This window comes from Exiguobacterium sp. J17977, assembly GCF_018616375.1.
Classification (GTDB): domain Bacteria; phylum Bacillota; class Bacilli; order Exiguobacteriales; family Exiguobacteriaceae; genus Exiguobacterium; species Exiguobacterium mexicanum.
The window spans coordinates 1-20,830 of sequence record NZ_JAEQBB010000001.1; the positions used below are offsets into that span (position 1 = coordinate 1).

Here is a 20,830-nt window from a genome sequence, read left to right on the forward strand (position 1 = left end):
GCGGCTCCGGGATTGCCTGCGGAAAGCGTGGGCGCCGGAAGGACGAGCGATTCTATTGATGTTAGTCAACAAGCTGACGAGTCGCGAGACTCGTTTTTTAACGTTTCCAGACCCATTCGTCACTCTCGTACTTAGTGACGAGCTCCTGAATCTCTTGTTGTTGCGCCTCGGTGAACGTCAGCGGCTCGAACGTCAAATCGAACGCGTCACGGAATCCGTCCGTGAACGCTGCGGCGACCTCATCGAACGCAACCGTCCGGCCGAGCGTCTCGTTCAACGAAACAGCTTTGTCGCCGAAACGGGCTTTCGCCTCAGCCTTTTCATCGGCTTCGAGGTTGAAGCAGTCGAACAAGACGTCATCGTCAATCGATAACGGGATTGAGCCGTGTTGCAGGACGGCGCCCTGATGGCGCACTTGGGCGCTCCCGGCAATCTTTTTCCCGTCGACGGCGAGCTCATAGTACGAGGCGGCGTCGAAACAGACGGCCGACTTCGGTTTTCGGAGCGCCTCGCGGTCGGCCTCGGTCAACGGTACCGAGAATTCGGCCGGAACGCCGAGCGCATGATAGCCGCGACGCACCCCTTCGGTCAGGAGGCGATAGCTCTCGATGACGTTCGTCGGCAAAGACGGCATCGTCTCAGGCAAGATGACGCTATACGTCAGCTCATCCGCGTGCAAGACGGCCCGCCCACCGGTCAAACGACGGACGACCGGGATGCCGTTCGAGGTGAGCGCCACGCGATCGAGGTCACGCGTTGCCCGCTGAAAGCGCCCGACGCTGATGGCGTGCGGGGCCCAAGCGTAAAAACGGAGTGTCGGTTTCATGTCACCGCGTGCGACCCAGCCGGCGATGGCCTCGTCGATGGCCATATTCTCGGCCGGAGATAGCGGGGCGGTGTGAAGCAAATGCCATGTCGTTCCAGTCATATGTGTCTCTTCTTTCTCTTAGTCGATTGGCAACATCGTATGACGACGCGCCTTGTGGACTTGTTCGTCCGCGTGATATGAAGAACGGACGAGCGGTCCGGCCTCACAGTGGGAGAAGCCTTTCGCCAAGGCAATCTCTTTCAACTCGGCGAACTCGTCCGGGTGATAGTAGCGTTCGACGTCGAGATGTTTCTTCGTCGGCTGCAAGTATTGGCCGAGCGTGAGGATATCGACGTTGTGGGCCCGGAGGTCGTCCATCGCCTGAATCAATTCTTCTTTCGTCTCGCCGAGTCCGACCATGATGGACGATTTCGTCGGGATGTCCGGGTTCAGTTCTTTCGACCGTTTTAAAAATTCGAGCGTCCGGTCGTACGTCGCTTTGGCACGGACTCTCGGCGTCAAACGACGGACCGTCTCCAAATTATGGTTCATGATATCTGGTCCGGCATCGATGAGCGTCTGGAGCGCCGAGAAGTCACCCATCATATCGGATGGGAGCACTTCGATCGATGTCTCCGGGTTCATGGCACGGACGGCGCGGACCGTCTCGGCGAACACCGTCGCCCCATAGTCGTTCAAGTCGTCGCGGGCGACGGCCGTGATGACGACATGTTTCAAGTTCATGAGGCGGACCGACTCGGCGACCCGTTTCGGTTCTTCCCAGTCAAGTTCGTTCGGCTTGCCCGTCGTGACCGCGCAGAAGCGGCAGGCACGCGTGCAGATGCTCCCAAGAATCATGAACGTCGCGGTGCGGCGCACGGCCCAACATTCATGGATGTTCGGACATTTTGCTTCCTCACAGACCGTATGTAGGTTTTTCTCGCGCATCATCTTTTTGAGACCGGTGTAGGTCTCATTCGTGTTCAGTTTAATCTTTAACCATTCCGGCTTTCGTTTCAGTTCCCCTCGTGCCAAGATGATTTCCCCCTTTTTGAAAGTTAACCCCTAACAAAAAGAGTTTACCAAAGATGAGGTGGAATTCGAACCAGCGAAATTATTGGCTTTGCCAATACAGGTCAGCTGTGTGTCAAAACAGAACATATATTTCAAAATGGTTACGCTTTCATGTGAAGTGTTGTTTCCCATTTTTTGAATTGCTATACTGACGTTGACCACCTGAATAAGGACCATATGTAACTGATACGATCAGGCATGGGGTGAACGAGCGTTGGTGAGGCAACGCTTCTTCCTCCATGCCTTTTTGTTTGGGGGTCGGGGAAACTTTCAAAAAAGGAGTGGGGAACATGAACAAAGCATTGAACTGGACAGCGACACTGGGGCTAACGACAGCGCTACTCGTCTCATCGGTCCCGATGGCGACTGCGGTCGTAGCGGAGGAGACGCCGGCAACGTCGATTGAGCAGCGTGTGGACGCCAAGCTCGCGTCGATGACGCTTGAACAAAAGCTCGGTCAAATGATCATGCCAGACTTCCGATTATGGAACGGGGCGAACCATACGGCACTTGCGACAGATGTGGCGCGCGTCGTCGATCGGTTTGACCTCGGGGGTGTCATCTTGTTCGCGGAAAACGTGACCGAGACCGAACAGACGACGAAACTCGTCCACGACCTCCAAGAAGTCGTCAAACAAGACGAAAGCAACGACGTACCGCTCTTCATCACGATCGACCAAGAGGGTGGGATCGTGACTCGGCTCGGAACAGGCACGAACTTGCCGGGCAACATGGCGCTCGGGGCGACACGGAGCAGCCAGTACGCATACGACGCGGGGAATATTATCGGTTCGGAGTTGAACGCTCTCGGGGTGAACGTCAACTTCGGTCCGGTACTAGACGTCAACAACAACCCGGCCAACCCGGTCATCGGCGTCCGCTCGTTCTCGAGTGACCCAGAACTCGTCGGCGAGCTCGGCTCGGCGATGACGCAAGGGATTCAAGACCAAGGTGTCGCCGCGACGGCGAAGCATTTCCCGGGGCATGGTGATACGGCAACCGATTCGCATTACGGCCTGCCGATCGTCGACAAGTCACTCGAAGATTTGCGCGGTCTCGAATTGTTACCGTTTAAACGGGCCATCACCGAAGGCATCGATATGATTATGACCGGCCACATCGGGATGCCGCAAATCGAGGATGAGGTAATCAATTCGCCGCGCGGCACGTTCCCGCTCCCGGCGACACTGTCAGATGACGTCATCACAGGTGTCTTGCGTGAAGACATGGGCTATGAAGGCATCGTCATCACGGACGCCTTGAACATGCAGGCAATTTCTGACAACTTTACGGAAGCCGAAGCGGTCATCAAGACGTTCGAGGCTGGTGTCGATATCGCGCTCATGCCGACGATTCTCCGGTCGAATGCGGACGTTGTGAAGCTCGAGACAATCTTTGAAGAAGTCATGGCGGCCGTCGAGGATGGACGCTTATCAGAAGAACAGATTGATGCAGCGGTCGAGCGGATTTTGACGCTCAAAGCGAAACGCGGCATCTGGCAAGAGTCGGTCGACACGACGACGCTCGAGGCGAAACTCGCTGAGGCGAATGCGGTCGTCGGCAGCGCCGAGCATAAAGCGAAAGAACGTGAAATCGCCGAGGCGGCCGTCACGCTCGTGAAAAACGACGACAAGACGCTTCCGTTCAAACCTAAAAAAGGTGAGACGGTCCTCGTCTTGTCACCGGCGAAAGATCAGACGGACAGCATGATTAAGACGATCAAGTCGCTCGAGAAGAACGCCGGCAACATGAAAGACGTGAATGTCATCGCCGCGAACTATACGGCATCGACGAAGCACTTGGATCAAAACCCAGCATTGAAAGAAAAACTCGACGCGGCCGACTATATCATCGTCGGTTCGAACGTGAACAACAGCGCCAAGCTGAAATCGACTTCGGCTGACAACTACGTACCGGCCGAAGTGTTCCGTTACGCGAATGAGACGGGTAAGAAGTCAGTCATGCTCAGTCTGCGCAACCCGTACGATGTGGCGGTTCAGCCGGATGCACCGGCCCAGCTCATCATCTACGGTTTCAAAGGTGACCCGAATGGACCGGACTCAGAGGCGGGCAATGCCAAATCGGCAGGACCGAACCTCCCGGCCGGCATCCGCGCCATCTTCGGTGAAGTCAAGCCGACGGGCAAACTCCCGGTCGATGTGCCGACGTTCGAGAACGGCGTGTTCGGCGACGATCTGCATCTTGAATTCGGTGACGGATTCCGCAACTGGAACAAGTAAACAAAACCGCGAGCGCCCTATGAGGGTGCTCGCGGTTTGTCATTTGAATAACGTATCAAGTAGCGCATAGTTGACGGCTTCGAACTCGCGGTCAAGGAGACCAATCGCTTTTTTCGCGTCATAACCGTTATAGACGACGTGCATGATGCCGTCTCGGCGTTTGCCGTAAAAATTGTAAGAGATGTTTGGCTCGGCGTCTAACGTGAGGCTGTATGAATAGCCGAATTGGTTCGGAAAGACGCGAAGCGTATAAGCAGATTCGTCAAGCCGATGTTGCTCCTGCAAATAGGCCTGTAACAAATCGCGATGTCGTGCTTCATCAATTTTGAAGAGCGTAAAAATCAGCACGACAGCGAATAGCGCAATAAGGGGAGCACGGTGCCGCTTCCTCACGCCTCGAAATAGCCGACGACGAGAAGGCCAGGGCCTGTGTGTGCCCCGATGGCCGAACCGACGATCGTCTTCGTGACGCTCGCCGGGTTCGCATGTTCCCGGAGCAACGCCTCGAATTGGTCGGCTTTGACCGGGTCGTCCCCGTGACCGATGAAGACGTGACCGCCTTCGACGAGCGGTTTCGACTCGGTCATCCATTCGACGATGCGGCGCATCACTTTTTTGTGTCCGCGAATCTTCTCGATCGGGACGAGCTTACCGTCTTCGACCGTGAGAAGTGGTAAAATCGTCAACAAGTCCCCGATGAACGCACTCGCTTTCGAGACACGGCCGCCGCGCATCAAATACTCGAGCGATTCGACCGTGAACAAATGACGGATCTTGCCGACGAGCGACGTCGCATAGGCGACCGTCTCGTCATACGTATGATCCTGTCCATATTCGGCGACTGTCTTGACGAACAGCCCTTGGCCGACAGACGCAGCACGCGTATCGAGAATATGGAACGTGCTGTTCGGGTATTCTTCTTTAAGTAGGTTGCCGACCATGACGGCCGTCTGGTATGTACCCGAGAGCTCGCCCGAGAAAGCGAGATACAGGAATGGGATTTCTGATTCGAGGTGTTGGCGGAAACAGTGCTCGAGTCGGGCCGCCTCAATTTGGAACGTCTTCGGTGTCTTGCCGGTCCGCATCGCGTCGTACACGTCTTTCGGTTGAATCGTTTCCCCGTCTAAAAATTCTTCATTGTCGATGATAACGCCGAGCGGCAAAATCTCGAGGCCGTACTCGACGACTTGATCTTTGGTCAAATCGGCTCCGGTATCGGTGATGAGTTTAAACATGCAATCACTCCTCTGCTAATTGTTGTTCAATGTCGCGAATCGGTTCATTGCGTTTCCACATCCGGTCGAGCTGGGTCGCGAGCGTCGCTTGTTCGGTCGCATCGAGCGAGCCGGGAATCAGCTGACTCACGCCACCGAGGACGGTGTAGGCGCGACGCAACACGTCGTCGACGGTGAGCGGAATTCCTAGTAAGTCTTCGAGCGACGCCATCGTCTCCGGGACGATTTCGGGATACGTGAAGCGCGTCGCTTCGCCCTGGATGGCTTGCGCATAAAAGTCACGGATGAGGGCGGCCCGTTCACTTCCGCTCTTGCGGACGCTCAAGTAAATCTGAACGGCGACGCCGCCACGGACGCGGCGCTGTGAGATGCCGGCGAACTTTTTCCCGTCAATCGACAAATCGAAGCTGCCCGGGCAGTAGGAGCCGACGATCTCGCCAGGCACGATTTTCGTCGTCACGTCTTGGAACATGAGTTGGATGAGTGACGTCATCGCCTCGTAGCCGCTATCGATTTGAATGCCGTCTTTCTCGGGTAAAATCAAAGATAAGTTCAACACGTCCGCGTCCAAGACGACGGCCAGTCCGCCTGAATTGCGGACGACGGGGCGGAAGCCGTGTTCATGCAGCAAGCGGATGCCGTCTTCCAAGTGGGGCAGACGGGCGTCTTGAATCCCGAGCACGACCGTGTTTAGATGAACCCAGGCCCGCAGGACGGCACCTGACGTCGCGGTCGAGGCACAGAGCGTGTCGTCCGTCGCGAACGATTGCTCGGCTTGGAACGCCGGACCGAGCGAAGACTGGTCAATGACACGGTAGGTCGGTTGTCGTAATAATGGATGGGTCATATACATAATTCCTTTTCACATAAATAATTTCCTTCCCATTATAGCACGGGAGGAACAACGCGCTAGAAGTCGAATCCATCAATAATGAAACGTAGGGGGCAACGTCATGTATACGTCACGAGGTCAATTGTCAGGCTCGAAAGTGTTCAAAGATCCGGTTCACCGTTATATATACGTCTATGATCATCTCGTCTGGGAATTAATCAATACGAAAGAGTTTCAACGGTTACGTCGTATCAAGCAGCTCGGGACGTCGTTTTTGACGTTCCACGGCGCCGAGCATACGCGCTTCCATCATTCGCTCGGCGTCTATGAGATTGCCCGTCAGTTGATTGACCAGTTCCATGAGTATCCGGAATGGGACGACCGCAACCGCGAGCTGTTGCTCGCAGCGGCGCTGCTCCACGATGTCGGGCACGGTCCCTTCTCGCACGCGTTCGAGCACGTCTTTGCCGTTCGTCACGAGGTGTGGACCGAACGGATTATTCTCGGGGACACGGAAGTGAACAAAGTGCTGTCCGAGATGGGGGTCGGCTTCCCGGAAGAAGTGGCGGCCATCATCAATAAGACACATCCGAACCGATTGCTCGTCAACATCCTCAGTTCTCAGCTCGACGTCGATCGGATGGACTATCTGCTCCGCGACGCCCATTTCGCCGGTGTCAGTTACGGCAAGTTCGACCTCGAGCGCATGCTTCGGGTGTTGCGCCCCGATGAGGATCAAGTCGTCGTCAAACAGTCAGGCATGCATACGATTGAGGACTATATCATGCGCCGCTATCAGATGTACTGGCAAGTGTATCTCCACCCGGCGACACGCTCGAGCGACCTGTTGCTCAAGGCCGTGCTCGAGCGGGCGCAAGAGCTGTATGCGTCGGGCTATACGTTCGACATGGTGCCGAAACACTTCTTACCGATTTTCAATCATGAGGACATGACGCTCGAGCATTATTTGAAGCTCGACGAGACGATCGTCTATTTCTATTTCCAAGAATGGATGGATGAGGCCGACCCAATTTTGGCCGACCTTGCGAGCCGGTTCGTCAACCGTCGCCTGTTGAAGTATAAGAACTTCCCGGAAGCGAACCGCGTCCGCTACATGGACCGCTTGCGTGCGACGATGGAGGCGATCGGGTTGCCGACGCGCTATTACTTGCTTGAGGACCAACTCAGCCAACTGCCATACGATTTGTATAAAGGCCACGGCACATATGAGGGCATCTACTTGCAGATGAACGACGGCGACCGTCGCGAAATCTCGGAAGTGTCGATGCTCGTCCAATCGATTTTGAACTCGCGGCAGTCGGACGAGAAGATTTATTATCCCGAGGACGTGCTCCTCAACTTGAAAGATTTCGCGTCAGAAAAAACATGGATGTTGTCAACGTTACGAGGAGAGTGAATCGTTGAAAAGGAAGTGACACCATGGGGGTTGGCACATTGGTCGGCGGGGTCGGCATCTTCTTGCTCGGGATGATGCTGTTGACGGATACGTTAAAAAACATGGCCGGGGAGCGGCTCCGGCAGCGGTTGAACCGATTGGCGGAAGGGCCGGTCTCGGGTGCGTTTCTCGGGGCGACGATGACGGCGTTGTTTCAGTCGTCGACGGTGACGACGCTCATGACGATCAGCTTCGTCAGCGCCGGTCTGTTAACGTTCACCCAAGCGCTCACACTCGTCATCGGGGCGAACGCGGGCAGTGCGACGACCGGCTGGATTGTAGCACTCTTAGGCTATAACGTGGACATCCGCGAGCTGTTGCTCCCGCTCATCGGGGTCGGCATGGCGCTACGCTTGATCGGGCGGCGCGTCAAACGCATCGGCATGCTCATGGTCGGACTCGGTCTGATTTTCGTCGGCATCGGGACGCTCCAAGAGGCGATGCGCGACGTCGTCACGTTCTCGTTCGCCGGTTGGGAAGCGGACACACCGCTGCATCAACTCGCGTTGCTCGGGACGGGCTTACTCATGACCGTCTTGTTGCAGTCCTCGAGCATCGGTCTCGTCTTGACGATGACGGCGCTTGCGACCGATACAGTGACGCTCGCCCAAGCCTGTCTGCTCGTGCTTGGACAAAGTGCCGGGACGAGTCTCGTCGTCGCCATCGGATCAATCGGAGGCTGGAAATCGGCCCGCCGTATCGTCTTGGCGCACGTACTCGTCCATGGCTCGATTTTACTCATCGGCTGGCTGACGTTCCCGCTCTTGTTCGGTGTCGTGAATGGTGTGGCCGACCGGCTCAACTGGAACGAACTGTTGCGGCTCGCCTTGTTCCACACCTCGTTCCATCTGCTCGGGGTGTTCACGTTCCTGCCGTTTCATGAGGCGTTCAGCCGTCAGTTGCTCAAATGGATTCCGAGTCGGTCCGAGAAGTTGATCCGTTTTTTGAACCCGAACATGGCCCGTATCCCGACGGTTGCGCTCGAGGCGGCCCGGCGCTCATTGATTGAGATTGAGCGCTATTTGGCCAAAGAGACGCAACTGTTACTGACCGAGGCCCGTAAACGCGACGATGAGCTCCAACTCGTCGAGAAGACACTTAGCGATGTCCGGGTGTTTTTGAGCACGATTCAATTGGAAGAAGGGCGAGGGCGCAACGACTATGGCCAACATTTGTCGTTGCTCCATACAATCGATCACTTGGAGCGGTGGCTGTTCGTCATGCGGGAAGTCGAGCCGGTCGACGCGCTCCGCGATACGGACTTCTTAGTCGCACGCCAGCTCGTCTTGCATGAGCTCGATATGGTCGATACGCTCAACCATCACACGCCGCCGGAAGAGTCGCGGCAGTGGAAGACGGCCTCGAAACAGCTCGCCGAGTATCGGAAGGCGCACCGGGCCGAACTACTCGAAGAGACGGCGGCCAATCAGCTCGAGATGGACCAGACGATTCAAAAGGTGCAGGCCCTCCTCTGGCTCGACCGGATCGGCTATCACGTTTGGCGTGCGACGCGTCACCTCATTAAACCGACCGTCCCGAGCGAGCGGTTTGAAGTGAATTTGGAAGACTGAAAAAGCGACCGCCCCTCCGAGATGGAAGGGCGGTCGCTGTGTTTACTTCTTATCCGCGTGCATGACACCGGCTTGACCGTAGTGCGTCGCGTCCATCTCTTCGATGAAGACGGTGATGTTTTCTTTCGGCGCGTTCGTCGTCTCGGAGACGGCGTCCGTCACTTTTTCAATCAACGCACGTTTTTGTTCGACCGTGCGGCCTGGGAGCATTTTAACCGTTACGTATGGCATATTGTTTCCTCCTTTTAGTTCGTTCTCTTTCATTTTAGAGAAAGTCGCGCAGACTGGGAAGAACAAAGTCGGCACTTCCGCGATGCTCCCTAAATTTGCAGGTGCGAAATATGTGAAAACGGGGTAAGGAACAAGACAGACTAGTCGTAGGAGGAACAGGCGCATGAAATGGAAGGGCAGACAAGCAAGTCGGAACGTCGAGGATCGACGGGGACAACGTGTCGGAGGGAAAGGTATCGCAGGCATTGGAGGAGGCTTCGGTCTCATCTTGGTCATCGTCTTCACATTGCTCAATGGCGGCAATCCGGGCGATATTGTCAACAATATCGGACTCGGAGAACCGGAACAGACCTCTGGAACGTATGAAGGCTCGGCACGGGAAGAAGAGATGGCCGATTTCGTGTCGGTCGTGCTACGGGATACCGAGGAAGTGTGGACTGATATCTTTGCCGAGAACGGCTTGACGTATCGGGAGCCGACGCTCGTCATCTATAAAGACCAAGTCGAATCTGCGTGCGGCATCGCTGGATCAGCGGTCGGGCCGTTCTACTGTCCGGGTGACCAAAAACTATACATCGATTTAAGTTTTTATGATGACCTCAGTCAACAGTTTAACGCACCGGGTGACTTCGCGATGGCGTACGTCGTCGCCCATGAGGTCGGTCACCACGTCCAGACGTTGCTAGGCACGACGGACGAGATTATGCCGCTCCGCAACGAGATGAGTGAGACCGAGTTCAACAAATATTTGGTTCGCTTCGAACTCCAGGCCGATTACTATGCGGGCGTTTGGGCCCACCACGCCCAAGGGATGGGCTATCTCGAGGCCGGTGACGTCGAAGAGGCGATGAATGCGGCGCATCAAATCGGGGATGACACGCTTCAAAAACAGGCACGCGGCTATGTGACGCCGGATTCGTTCACGCACGGCACATCCGAGCAACGGAAACGTTGGTTCGATAAAGGGTTCCAAAACGGGACGATTCAAGGCGGCGATACGTTCAACGCCAAAAACTTATAACGATGAGGTCAAGCGATGGCTTGACCTTTTTCCATGTCCAAGTTGGCTTGTGAAGAAAGAATCCGCTATCATGGAAACAGAAACTAGAAGTAGGAAGGGGATGACCCGATGGAATCCTTACTCAAAAAAATCGAATTCGCCAAAAGCGAGATGACGTCCGTGGAGAAAAAAATCGCCGACTATATTTTATCCCACTCGACGCTCGTCCCAAATATGACGACGAAAGAGCTCGCTCAAAAGACGGACGTGTCCGAGGCGAGTATCGTCCGCTTTGCGCGTGTCGTCGGCATCGATAGCTTCAAGGCGTTCAAACTTGCCCTCGTCAAAGACTTGGCGATCACCGAGACGACGCTCACCGACTTCAACGTGTTGCAGCAGAAAGATACACCGTACGATTCGTTCCAAAAAGTCATCCATGTGAACAAGATGGCCATCGAGGCATGTGCCGAGGCGATGGACAAGCGTGAGCTCGAGCATGCGATTGATACGTTCGCGCGAGCCAACCGAGTCGTATTTTATGGAGTCGGCGGCTCGTCGACGGCTGCGTACGACGCGCAATATAAATTCACGAAGCTCGGCTATGCGGCCCAGACATCGCAAGATTTCCATTACATGTTGTCGCTCATCCCGCATCTCGGACCGAACGACGTCTTCGTCGCCATCAGCACGTCGGGCCGGACGAAAGACGTGCTCGAACTCGTCCGCTTCGCCAAGAAGAAAGGGGTACCGGTCGTCGCCATCACGGACCTCGATAAATCGCCGCTCTATCGGGAAGCGGACGTCCGACTCTGCACGCCGAGCGTTGAACGCGACTTCCGGATTGCGAGCATCGCGTCGCGGATGACACAGTTGACGATTATCGACACACTTTATATGGGGCTGTTGCACCGCAAAGGCGAGGGATTGATTGATCGCTACGCCGAGGCGCGTGACGAGATGGTGAAGTTGCGCCGATGATTCATGTCTATGACGCAACGTGGCGCGATAAGGTGGCAACGTTTCTCTTACGACAACGGTCGTTCGCCGCGTTAAACGGACAGACACCCGAGACGTTCCGGGACGAGAATCTGACCGACTTTGAAGCCGAAGGGACCGTCAGCCTCGTCTTTGCGGACGGGGATGTCATCGCCGTCGCCGACTTGTTGAAGCAACACCCGGTCGACGGCTCACTTTGGCTCGGACTATTTGTCGTCGATGAACGGCTGCACGGGACTGGCATTGCGACACGCTTGTATGAACAGCTCGAACACGCATATATGCGTCCGTTCCAAACCGTGTTCCGACTCGGGGTCTTGCCTCACAATGAGCGGGCGCGCCACTTTTGGGAGCGGCAAGGCTATGTGTATGAAAAAGATTCCGTCACGGCACGGGGCGATCACGTCCACGTGCTGAAAAAAGTCATCGACTAAAGCGCTCGGTCCACTAGGGCCGGGCGTTTTTCTATAGATGTATACACGTATACAAATCTACATGTATACGCTTGACCCGTAATGAAATTTTATTTCCTTATTTTTTTAAATAAGTTTGACTTTTAATTTCAAGTTAGTACAATAAAATTAGAGAGAAGAAAGGATGGTGGCGATGTTAGACAAACTGGCTACTGAAAGACGAAATGAACGAACGATGCACTTGGACGAGATGGCGGTCGAGGAGTTCCTCGCAGTGATGAACGAGGAAGATCAATCGGTCCCACACGTCATTAAAGAACAACTGTCGGTCATTGCCGACGTGACGAAGCGTGCCATCGCATCCTTCAAACAAGGCGGGCGTTTGATTTATATCGGCGCAGGGACGAGCGGGCGGCTCGGCATCTTAGACGCGGCGGAATGCGTGCCGACGTTCGGCGTGTCACCGGATATGGTCGTCGGACTCATCGCCGGGGGCGAGCGGGCGCTCATCAAAGCCGTCGAGGGAGCAGAGGACAGCAAGGATTTGGCAGTCAATGATTTGAAAGCGCTTCACTTGAATGAGAAAGACACCGTCATCGGGATTGCCGCGAGCGGACGGACACCGTACGTCATCGGCGGGCTCGATTACGCCCGTGAGGTCGGCGCGACGACAGCCGCGCTATCGTGTAACAAAGGTTCAAAAATCAGCGAACACGCCGAGTTCAAAATCGAAGTCGAGACGGGACCAGAAGTATTGACCGGATCGACCCGTTTGAAAGCAGGGACGGCGCAAAAACTCGTCCTCAACATGATCTCGACGGCGTCGATGATTGGGGTAGGGAAAGTGTATCAAAACTTGATGGTCGACGTGCAGCCGACAAACGAAAAGTTGGAAGTGCGGGCCAAACGGATGATTGCGGAAGCGACAGGGGTCGATGAACAGACGGCCGCGCGTTATTTCGATTCATCCGGTGGTCACGTCAAGACGGCGATCGTCATGATTTTAGCCGACGTCCCGCATGCGGAGGCAGTCGAGCGATTAGAGCGTGCGAACGGATTCGTCCGTGACGCACTATAAGGGGGATTCGAGATGAAGAAAGAAGAGGTTCTGGCACATGCGATATTAGAGCATGTCGGGGGGAAAGATAACATTCGTCAACTCGCGCACTGTATGACGCGTGTGCGTCTCGCGCTCAAAGATCCGACGAAAGCGGATCTCGCCGCATTGAAACAAATCGATGGTGTCATGGGTGTCATCGATGACGAGACGTTGCAAATCGTCGTTGGCCCGGGGACGGTCAACCGCGTGGCGGACCATCTCAGCCGTGAGACGGGGCTCGCCATCGGGGAGGAATCGGTCGATGCGAACTTGACGCCGGACGAACGGGCGGCCATCGAACGTCAAAAAGTAAAAGATAAACAGAAGTCGCCGTTCAAGCGCTTCTTGCGTCGCTTAGGGAATATCTTCATTCCGCTCATTCCAGGTCTTGTCGCTTCAGGTATCATTAACGGGGGAGCCAACTTCGCGAAGAACGCCGGGGTCGACCCGACCGAAACGTGGATGCAAATCCTCTTATTGCTCGGTAGCACGGTCTTTGCTTACCTCGCCATCCTCGTCGGTTGGAACACGGCGAAAGAGTTCGGTGGCACGCCGGTACTCGGTGCCATCGCCGGGGGGATTCTCTTCAACCCGATGCTCGCCGACATCACCATTTATGGGGAACCGCTCGTCGTCGGACGGGGTGGATTGTTCGGGGTCATCTTTGCAGCTTGGCTCATGACGTACATCGAGAAACACGTGCGTCGCTTCATGCCGACAGCAGTCGATATCATCTTTACACCGCTGCTCACGGTCCTCGTCGTCGGTTTCACGGCGCTCTATGCGATCATGCCGGTCGCAGGCGTATTGTCAGATGGGATCATGCAAGGACTGAACGCCGTGCTTGAAATCGGTGGTCCGGTCGCTGGCGCCGTACTCGCTGGCTTCTTCTTGCCGCTCGTCATGGTCGGATTGCATCACGGACTCACACCGATTCACTTGGAACTCTTGAACACGGTCGGGAACACGGCACTCTTGCCGATCTTGGCGATGGCTGGTGCTGGACAAGTCGGGGCAGCACTCGCGATTTTCGTGAAGACGCGCAACCAACGCCTCCGTAACATCATCAAAGGGGCCATCCCGGTCGGATTCCTCGGAATCGGCGAGCCGCTCCTTTACGGTGTCACCCTTCCGCTTGGCCGTCCGTTCTTGACGGCTTGTATGGGAGCCGCGGTCGGCGGTGCGTTCCAAGCGACGATGAAGACGGCAGCGCTCGGGATTGGGGTCTCTGGTCTCTCGCTCACGCCGCTCATCGACAACGGTATGTACTTGACGTATATTGGAGGTCTCGTGATTTCGTATACGGCTGGCTTCATCTTCACGTATTTCTTCGGCTTCAAAGAAGAAATGGCAGACGGGATTTAACAACCGAGGCGGCTCTCTGGAGTCGCCTTTTCATTTGACGAGGAGGGCTTTCTGATGAAAGGATTATCGGTTTATTTGAGTGAACCGCTCACACCACAGTTCAAGACATGGGTCGGACGCATGCGAGAGATCGGCTTTGCATCGCTGTTCACGTCACTTCATATTCCAGAGGATGACACGTCGGTGTATACAGAACGGCTTCGTGACCTCGGGACGCTCGCCCGAGAGCTCGACATGGAACTGTTCGCCGATATCGCACCAACGTCGCTCGCCGCACTCGGCAAGACGTGGGACGATGCCCATACGCTCACCGAATGGGGCGTGACGGGGCTGCGTGTCGATTACGGTGTGACGCCGAAACAAGTCGCCGATTTGTCGACCCGGATGACGGTCGCCTTGAACGCGAGCACGTTGTCTGAAACAGAACTCATAGAGATGAAGCAACATGGCCTCGTGACGGACAATGTCGAGGCGTGGCACAATTTCTATCCGCGACCGGAGACGGGACTCGACCGAGCTTGGTTCGATGCCAAGAACGACTGGCTGAAGCGACAGGGTTTGAGCGTCCAGGCATTCATTCCCGGGGACGGGACATTGCGCGGACCGCTGTTCGAACGGCTGCCGACGCTCGAGGATCATCGCCCGTTTTCAACGTTCGCCTGCTACATGGACCTCATGGATTCGGTCGATCGCATCTTGATTGGCGATCCGGGACTTGCTGACGAGACGATTGAACAGTTCGCCTCGCACGCTGACGAGATGCTCGTCCTTCGGGCCGAAGCGGAGACAACGATTGAAGCCGCCTTCTATCGTGTCCAGACGAACCGGATGGACCCGGCCCGTGACGTCGTCCGCTCGGTCGAATCGAGGGGCTATGGCCGTCCGGGGGACCGCTTGCTCGAGCCGATGGCAGCAAAACCTCGTCCGCTCGGAACGATCACGGTCGATAACGCGAAGTACGGCCGTTATGCCGGCGAGCTGCAAGTGACGAAACGCGATTTGGTGGCGGACGAACGGGTCAACGTTCTGGGCCGCGTCATCGAGGCAGACCGGCCGCTCATCCGGGCGATCGGGCCGGGCACGAAGTTTCGAATCGAGTGGTGCTGACGTTCCGGATTGCCACATTCCCTCGTCTTTGTGTACAGTAGAGAGGGAGGGAATGCCATGAAAGAGATTAATTTTAATATCGTCGCTGACGATTCGACCGATGGCCACGGCGGTTTTGGGGTCGGTTCGCTCAGTTTGAACAATATGTCTCCCGTCATCATCGATGTCGAGGCGGGGACCGCGGTCATCGATATGGGGGCCATGCATGCCAAATCGGCGATCGAGAAACGCATCAAGTTTTTGACGGAGCGGGAAGCGGTGCCGAACGGCAAACCGTATTGGATTGTCTGGGTCACGGTCGGACGAAAGCCGGAAGGGTTCTATTACGGCGGTGTCGCAGCTTGCGACATGTCCATCGACCTCGAGGCACGTCGCGGCTATAAACTGTTGCCGTATCACGTCAACCAGATGGACAAGTCGCTCAAAGGCCGTATTCTCATCGATATGATGGACGCACCGTCACGCGACGTGCTCGCTGCTTTCTTGAAAGAGCATCGTCCTGAGATTTGGGAACAATCGACTGAATTACAAACCGAGCTCGAACGCTTAGGCGCCGAGTAAAAAGATTGGACCGTTTCGGTCTCCAATCTTTTTTGTTTTCATGTGTCCTGATTTGGGAACATGAACTTGTTATCATGTTGTGATTCCCCCGTAATTGTATGAAAATTCAGCATTATGCTATACTAAACGCACTGTGTAAAAGAGAAAGGGTGACACGATGAGTGAAACTAAGAAAATTATGATTGGCCTCCTGTTGGGGGTGGCCGTCGGTCTAGGATTGGCCGCATTGCCAGGGAACATTTACGATGTGACGAACACGTATCTTCTCTCGCCGGTCGGAACCGTATTTTTGAACTTGATTAAAATGCTAGTCGTCCCGATCGTCTTCTTCTCGATCATTCTTGGCGTCATGGGTCTCGGGGACCCGAAAGAGCTTGGACGCGTCGGTACGAAATCATTGCTCTTCTTCTTGACGACAACGGCCATCGCCATTGTGTTGGCTCTCGGTGTCGCTCAAATCATCAAGCCAGGTGATCGTGGGGACTTCCCGACGACAGGTCTTGAGTTTGATGCCTCAGGTTCGGAAGAGTCGTCGAACATCGTGCAGACGTTCGTTAACATGATTCCAACGAATCCGGTCCAAGCGCTCGCCGAAGGCAACATGCTTCAAATCATCGTCTTTGCGGCACTCATCGGATTCGCGATGATTGCGCTCGGTGAAAAAGCACGTACATGGCGCCGATTCGTCAAACAAGGCGATCGCATCATGATGTACTTGATTCATTTGGTCATGAAGCTCGCGCCATACGGTGCCTTCGCCTTGATCGCCTCGGCCATCGGTGGCATCGGCCTCGACGCCGTATACGCGATGGGCTGGTATATGTTCGCCGTCGTCTTGACGCTGTTCTTGCACTCGGTCGTTGTGTACGGTGGCGCAGTAGCATTAATCGGAAAAATGAATCCGATTTTCTTCTTTAAAAACTTCTACGAGGCGATGACGTTCGCATTCTCGACATCGTCGTCGAACGCGACGTTACCGGTCTCGATGGAAGTGGCTCAGACGAAACTCGGCGTCCCACGCTCAATCTCGTCATTCGTCCAACCGCTCGGTGCGACGGTCAATATGGACGGGACGGCTATCATGCAAGGGGTCGCGACGATTTTCATCGCCCAAGTGTTCAACGCTGATTTGACGATCACAGAGCTCGCTACGGTCGTCATCACTGCGGTACTCGCCTCAATCGGGACGGCGGGTGTACCAGGTGTCGGACTTGTCATGCTCGCGCTCGTCTTACAATCCGTCAACTTACCGGTCGAAGGGATTGCCCTGATCATCGGTGTCGACCGTGTGCTCGATATGCTCCGGACATCGGTCAATATTACAGGTGACGCCGCGTGTGCGGTCGTCGTCTCGAAACTCGAAGAGAAACATCTTCCTGCAGTCGACGAAGACTCGTGGGATGAAGTGGATGCAAAATAATCTAAAGGCTGACCCGGTTCATACCGGGCCAGCCTTTTCAAATGAAGTGAGGTTTTACTAAATGGAATGGGAAGTGCTGCCAATCCCGCTGTTTGTCGTGGTCAGCATCATCTTAAACAGCATCATCGCCATCGCGGGCGTGTTACCGAGCGCCTTTTTGACGGCGCTGAACGTTCAGATCCTAGGCTTTGGACCAGGCGTCGCCGTTTCCTTTGTTGGTGAGGCATTCGGCGCCGTACTCAGTTTCGTCCTGTATCGTAAGGCGCTCCATCGCTACACGTCACCGGACGGGAAGCGACTACGGCGTCTCCGTGAGGCCGAAGGGGTCGAGGCATGGTTCCTCGTCCTCGGTCTCCGGCTGTTGCCGTTCGTACCGTCCGGTCTCGTCACACTGTCGGCCGCATTCAGCCGGATGTCGCTCCCATCGTTCGCCGTGGCGAGCACGATTGGAAAAGTGCCAGCGCTCTTGGTGGAGGCGCTGGCGGTCACGGCCGTCCTGACCGTGGCGAGCGGGTGGCAACTCGGTCTCGTCGCCGTTCTCGCCGTCTTATACGCAGTGTGGCGCTTGTCTCAGAGGAGCGGCGAGAAGATATGACAGAACGCTTCGACGAAGCGTTTGCCGTTCGATTTCTTGCGCATCATCGACCAGTCGACGAGAATCGATTCATCAAAGTCGTTCAAGAACGCTTGATGCAACTCTTGGATAGATGACGTCTCGAACTGGGCGATGGTCATCTCATGGTTCAAATACATGCTCCGAAAATCAAAGTTAGCCGTCCCGACGAGCGCAATCTTGCCATCGATGAGGACGGTTTTTGCGTGGATAAAATGACGATTGTATTTATAAATCCGGATGTTCCGTTTGAGCAGTTGCTCGAAATAATACTCGGTCGCATGAAAGCTGAACCATTCGTCGCCTTTTCCGGGGACGACGATCCGGACGTCGATGCCGCGTTTGCCGGCGACTTCTAACAGCGCGAGCATCTCCGGTGGGGGAATCAAATAAGGAGTTGTCATCCAAATCGATTCTTTTGCCTCCATCAATAGAGCCATGAGTCCGTCCCGAATCGTTACATCTTTCCCGGGGGAGGTGACGAGCAGTTGCGTCGCCCCGTTGTCGGGTTGCGGTTCACCGATAAAGTATTGCGGTAAGTGTTTGCTGTCAGCAAACAAGTCCCACGTCTCTTTGTCGTCCTCATGCCCCGCATATAGCCAATTTTCGACGAACAGGCGCTGCAGTTCCCGGACGAGGGGTCCTTCGAGGCGCAGGTGCGTATCACGCCAAAATCCGAGCTTTTTATGTTTGCCCAAATATTCATCTCCGACGTTCAGACCACCCGTATAGGCGATTCGCCCGTCGATGACGATCAACTTCTGATGATTGCGGAAGTTGGCGTTAAACACGAGCAGCGGATGGACGACCGGGTCGAACGCTTGGACGTGGACACGGGACTCGCGGAGCGGTTCGATGAAATCTTCATTGATTTCCTGACTGCCGAGCCCGTCATACAAGAACCGGACGGTGACGTTCTCATTCGAGCGCTTAATCAAGGCGTCGCGGATTTTGAGCGAAATCTCATCGGTCCGAAACAGGTAATATTGGACATGGATGTGATGCGTCGCTTGCTCGATGTCGTGGAGCACCGCTTCGAACTTGGCCTCCCCGTTGACGAGCAGTTTCGTCGAAGTGTGGCCGTCCGCACCGGTCGCCCCTAGTTTTTCGAGCGTGCGCGTGAGCGGATACCGATCGGACACGTCGTTGGACGTCTCGATGCGTTCCGCTTCAATCGCTTGCCGGAACATGCGAATCTCGGTCGAAGTCTGCTTAATCCGACGATGGCGTCGCGGCGTCCGTCCGAACAATACCCAGGCGAGGGCGCCGAGGAACGGGATGAACAGGACGGCGAGTAGCCAAGCGAGTTTGGCCTGAGGTTGGACCTGGTCGAATAAAATATACCAGCCGACGAGGAGCGGCGCCACGATGGCGAGACCGATCAAGAATGGAATCAATCCGTCCACGGAATAGAGGACGAGGAGAAGGAGGAGGCCGAGTACAATCATGGTGAGGAGTTGCCAGACGCGTCGTTTCAACACGTACACCTTCTTTCTGTTCAGTTGTCATCACTGAATTCATTCCACCGTTTACACATTGTTAATCTAAAATTACGTTTCACGATATGGGCGAAGGGAATTATCGTAACTGTACGACATAACGTAAAAGGGGTGTTAGCGATGAAGAAAAAAGGTGCATTGGCCGCGTCGCTCTTAGCGACAGGCATCATTCTCGGGGCTTGCGGGGGAGCAGACGAAGAACCGATGGATAATAACGACACGGAAATGCAAGAGAACGATGATGATATGGAAGAGAACGACGACTAAAAAACGGCCTCGAGCGCTTGCTCGTGGCCGTTCGTCTTAAATGGCGTACGGGGAAGGCTTCCCGAAGTAATACCCTTGGGCCAAATCGAAGCCGAGTTCACGACAGACGTCGACTTCTTCGGCGCGTTCGATGCCTTCGGCGAGAATCGTGATGCCCATCGATTTGGTCAATTGACGTACATTTTTCAAAAATGCCCGCTTTTCGGCGTCCTGATCGCAAAACGAGATGTACGACCGATCGATTTTGACATAGTCCGGTTCGAGCCGTTTCAACATATCGAGCGTCGAGAAACCGGCCCCGACATCGTCGAGGGCGACTTTCATGCCGCGCTTCTTATATGTAGAAAAGACGTGCTGCAAGTGAGCGACGTCCTGTACTTTCTCCGTCTCGACGACTTCAAAGATGAAGCGGTCAGGACTGAGTCCGTATTGGTCGATAATCTCGAACGTGTGTTGCAAGCAATAGTCTGGATTATAAATCGTCGACGGCAAGAAGTTGATGAACGTCTTCTCGTGCGGGGCGACGGCATGATGAGTTGCTTTAATCGCCTCGGCGCGGGCGCGTTGGTCGAGCTTCGAGTGCAGGCCGAACCGGTTGGCCGCGCGGAATAACTCTCCTGGGGAGATGTTATTGCGACTGCGGAGCAACGCCTCATAACCGAACCGTTCGCCCGTATCGAGATGGACGATCGGTTGCAAGTGACTTTCAAAGTCACCGTGTTGAATGAGTTCGATCGTATCGCGATTGGCGATCTGTTCAAGCAGATTCTGCGCCGAGATGATGGCAGTTTGTCGTTTCGTCGTCAAATCGACGCAATACACATCGTCTTCAACGGTGGTGAGCCGCTCGGTCAATTCATCAAAGGAATCGTATGGATGCGATTGTTCATTGACGACGACTAAGCCGCGTTCAAAGAATGGGATGTTCGTGGAGCAGGCAGTACACGGAGACCACATAGGATCACTCCTTTCAGATGATGAAATACTCTGTCTCTAGTTTATCGGATAAAACTCACATAAAACTCACACGACGGGACAAATAA

General features: G+C 55.1%; 21 protein-coding genes. 13 read left to right on the top strand and 8 right to left on the bottom strand.

Features of this window, described 5'->3' with window-relative positions:
- Window positions 1-97: 97 nt before the first annotated feature.
- Together KNO58_RS00005 and lipA are read right to left on the bottom strand one after the other, a co-directional pair.
- Window positions 98-928: a lipoate--protein ligase family protein gene (locus KNO58_RS00005; protein WP_214750943.1), complete on the bottom strand. Its 831-nt coding sequence runs from the start codon at window positions 926-928 to the stop codon at window positions 98-100.
- An 18-nt stretch (window positions 929-946) separates the two neighbouring features.
- Window positions 947-1,846: a lipoyl synthase gene (gene lipA, locus KNO58_RS00010; RefSeq protein ID WP_353047411.1), complete on the bottom strand. Its 900-nt coding sequence runs from the start codon at window positions 1,844-1,846 to the stop codon at window positions 947-949.
- Between the two features lie 326 nt (window positions 1,847-2,172).
- On the opposite strand from lipA, the gene KNO58_RS00015 reads away from it, so the two are divergent.
- The gene (locus tag KNO58_RS00015; RefSeq protein WP_214750947.1) at window positions 2,173-4,122 is read left to right on the top strand and encodes a glycoside hydrolase family 3 protein; all 1,950 of its coding nucleotides are present in this window, start codon (window positions 2,173-2,175) and stop codon (window positions 4,120-4,122) included.
- A 39-nt stretch (window positions 4,123-4,161) separates the two neighbouring features.
- Here KNO58_RS00015 and KNO58_RS00020 read toward each other — a convergent pair whose 3' ends face one another.
- From KNO58_RS00020 to KNO58_RS00030, 3 genes are all read right to left on the bottom strand, one after another.
- Window positions 4,162-4,422: a hypothetical protein gene (locus tag KNO58_RS00020; protein WP_214750949.1), complete on the bottom strand. Its 261-nt coding sequence runs from the start codon at window positions 4,420-4,422 to the stop codon at window positions 4,162-4,164.
- 89 nt (window positions 4,423-4,511) lie between these two features.
- Complete coding sequence (locus tag KNO58_RS00025) at window positions 4,512-5,357, bottom strand: DegV family protein (RefSeq protein WP_214750951.1); 846 nt, start codon at window positions 5,355-5,357, stop codon at window positions 4,512-4,514.
- 4 nt (window positions 5,358-5,361) lie between these two features.
- Entirely contained in the window at window positions 5,362-6,210 is an 849-nt protein-coding gene (locus tag KNO58_RS00030; RefSeq protein WP_214750953.1) for a lipoate--protein ligase family protein, read from the bottom strand.
- Between the two features lie 100 nt (window positions 6,211-6,310).
- On the opposite strand from KNO58_RS00030, the gene KNO58_RS00035 reads away from it, so the two are divergent.
- Complete coding sequence (locus KNO58_RS00035; RefSeq protein WP_214750955.1) at window positions 6,311-7,606, top strand: HD domain-containing protein; 1,296 nt, start codon at window positions 6,311-6,313, stop codon at window positions 7,604-7,606.
- Between the two features lie 23 nt (window positions 7,607-7,629).
- The gene (locus tag KNO58_RS00040) at window positions 7,630-9,216 is read left to right on the top strand and encodes a Na/Pi cotransporter family protein (protein ID WP_214750957.1); all 1,587 of its coding nucleotides are present in this window, start codon (window positions 7,630-7,632) and stop codon (window positions 9,214-9,216) included.
- Window positions 9,217-9,258: 42 nt separating this feature from the next.
- On the opposite strand, the gene KNO58_RS00045 is transcribed toward KNO58_RS00040, so the two are convergent.
- A complete protein-coding gene (locus KNO58_RS00045) occupies window positions 9,259-9,447 on the bottom strand; it encodes a 2-hydroxymuconate tautomerase (protein ID WP_012727443.1) in 189 nt (62 codons plus the stop codon).
- A 163-nt stretch (window positions 9,448-9,610) separates the two neighbouring features.
- Between KNO58_RS00045 and ypfJ the strand changes: the two genes are divergently transcribed.
- The 9 genes from ypfJ (at window position 9,611) to KNO58_RS00090 (ending at window position 18,003) form a co-directional block, all read left to right on the top strand.
- A complete protein-coding gene (ypfJ, locus tag KNO58_RS00050; RefSeq protein ID WP_214750959.1) occupies window positions 9,611-10,468 on the top strand; it encodes a KPN_02809 family neutral zinc metallopeptidase in 858 nt (285 codons plus the stop codon).
- A gap of 108 nt (window positions 10,469-10,576) precedes the next feature.
- Complete coding sequence (locus KNO58_RS00055) at window positions 10,577-11,425, top strand: MurR/RpiR family transcriptional regulator (protein WP_021066056.1); 849 nt, start codon at window positions 10,577-10,579, stop codon at window positions 11,423-11,425.
- Window positions 11,422-11,877, top strand: a complete 456-nt coding sequence (locus tag KNO58_RS00060; protein WP_214750961.1) for a GNAT family N-acetyltransferase — start codon at window positions 11,422-11,424, stop codon at window positions 11,875-11,877. Before KNO58_RS00055 ends, KNO58_RS00060 begins: the two co-directional genes overlap by 4 nt.
- A 163-nt stretch (window positions 11,878-12,040) precedes the next feature.
- Window positions 12,041-12,934 carry an N-acetylmuramic acid 6-phosphate etherase gene (gene murQ, locus KNO58_RS00065; RefSeq protein ID WP_260570789.1) on the top strand — a complete coding sequence of 298 codons (894 nt, stop codon included), beginning with the start codon at window positions 12,041-12,043 and terminating at the stop codon, window positions 12,932-12,934.
- Between the two features lie 12 nt (window positions 12,935-12,946).
- Window positions 12,947-14,320, top strand: coding sequence for a PTS transporter subunit EIIC (locus KNO58_RS00070; protein ID WP_214750965.1), 1,374 nt, complete (start codon window positions 12,947-12,949; stop codon window positions 14,318-14,320).
- Window positions 14,321-14,374: 54 nt separating this feature from the next.
- On the top strand, window positions 14,375-15,427 hold the full coding sequence (locus KNO58_RS00075; protein ID WP_214750967.1) for a DUF871 domain-containing protein: 1,053 nt from the start codon (window positions 14,375-14,377) through the stop codon (window positions 15,425-15,427).
- A 57-nt stretch (window positions 15,428-15,484) separates the two neighbouring features.
- Window positions 15,485-15,988 carry a YwhD family protein gene (locus tag KNO58_RS00080; RefSeq protein ID WP_214750970.1) on the top strand — a complete coding sequence of 168 codons (504 nt, stop codon included), beginning with the start codon at window positions 15,485-15,487 and terminating at the stop codon, window positions 15,986-15,988.
- A gap of 157 nt (window positions 15,989-16,145) precedes the next feature.
- Window positions 16,146-17,408, top strand: coding sequence for a dicarboxylate/amino acid:cation symporter (locus KNO58_RS00085; protein WP_214750972.1), 1,263 nt, complete (start codon window positions 16,146-16,148; stop codon window positions 17,406-17,408).
- Between the two features lie 61 nt (window positions 17,409-17,469).
- A complete protein-coding gene (locus tag KNO58_RS00090; RefSeq protein WP_214750974.1) occupies window positions 17,470-18,003 on the top strand; it encodes a TVP38/TMEM64 family protein in 534 nt (177 codons plus the stop codon).
- On the opposite strand, the gene cls is transcribed toward KNO58_RS00090, so the two are convergent.
- Entirely contained in the window at window positions 17,979-19,502 is a 1,524-nt protein-coding gene (cls, locus tag KNO58_RS00095; RefSeq protein ID WP_260570785.1) for a cardiolipin synthase, read from the bottom strand. The two genes, KNO58_RS00090 and cls, sit on opposite strands and share 25 nt — an antisense overlap.
- A 138-nt stretch (window positions 19,503-19,640) precedes the next feature.
- Here cls and KNO58_RS00100 point away from each other — a divergent pair, with 138 nt between their 5' ends.
- A complete protein-coding gene (locus KNO58_RS00100; RefSeq protein ID WP_214750978.1) occupies window positions 19,641-19,787 on the top strand; it encodes a hypothetical protein in 147 nt (48 codons plus the stop codon).
- Between the two features lie 36 nt (window positions 19,788-19,823).
- Here KNO58_RS00100 and KNO58_RS00105 read toward each other — a convergent pair whose 3' ends face one another.
- Window positions 19,824-20,744 carry an EAL domain-containing protein gene (locus KNO58_RS00105; RefSeq protein ID WP_251025996.1) on the bottom strand — a complete coding sequence of 307 codons (921 nt, stop codon included), beginning with the start codon at window positions 20,742-20,744 and terminating at the stop codon, window positions 19,824-19,826.
- Window positions 20,745-20,830 lie beyond the last annotated feature (86 nt).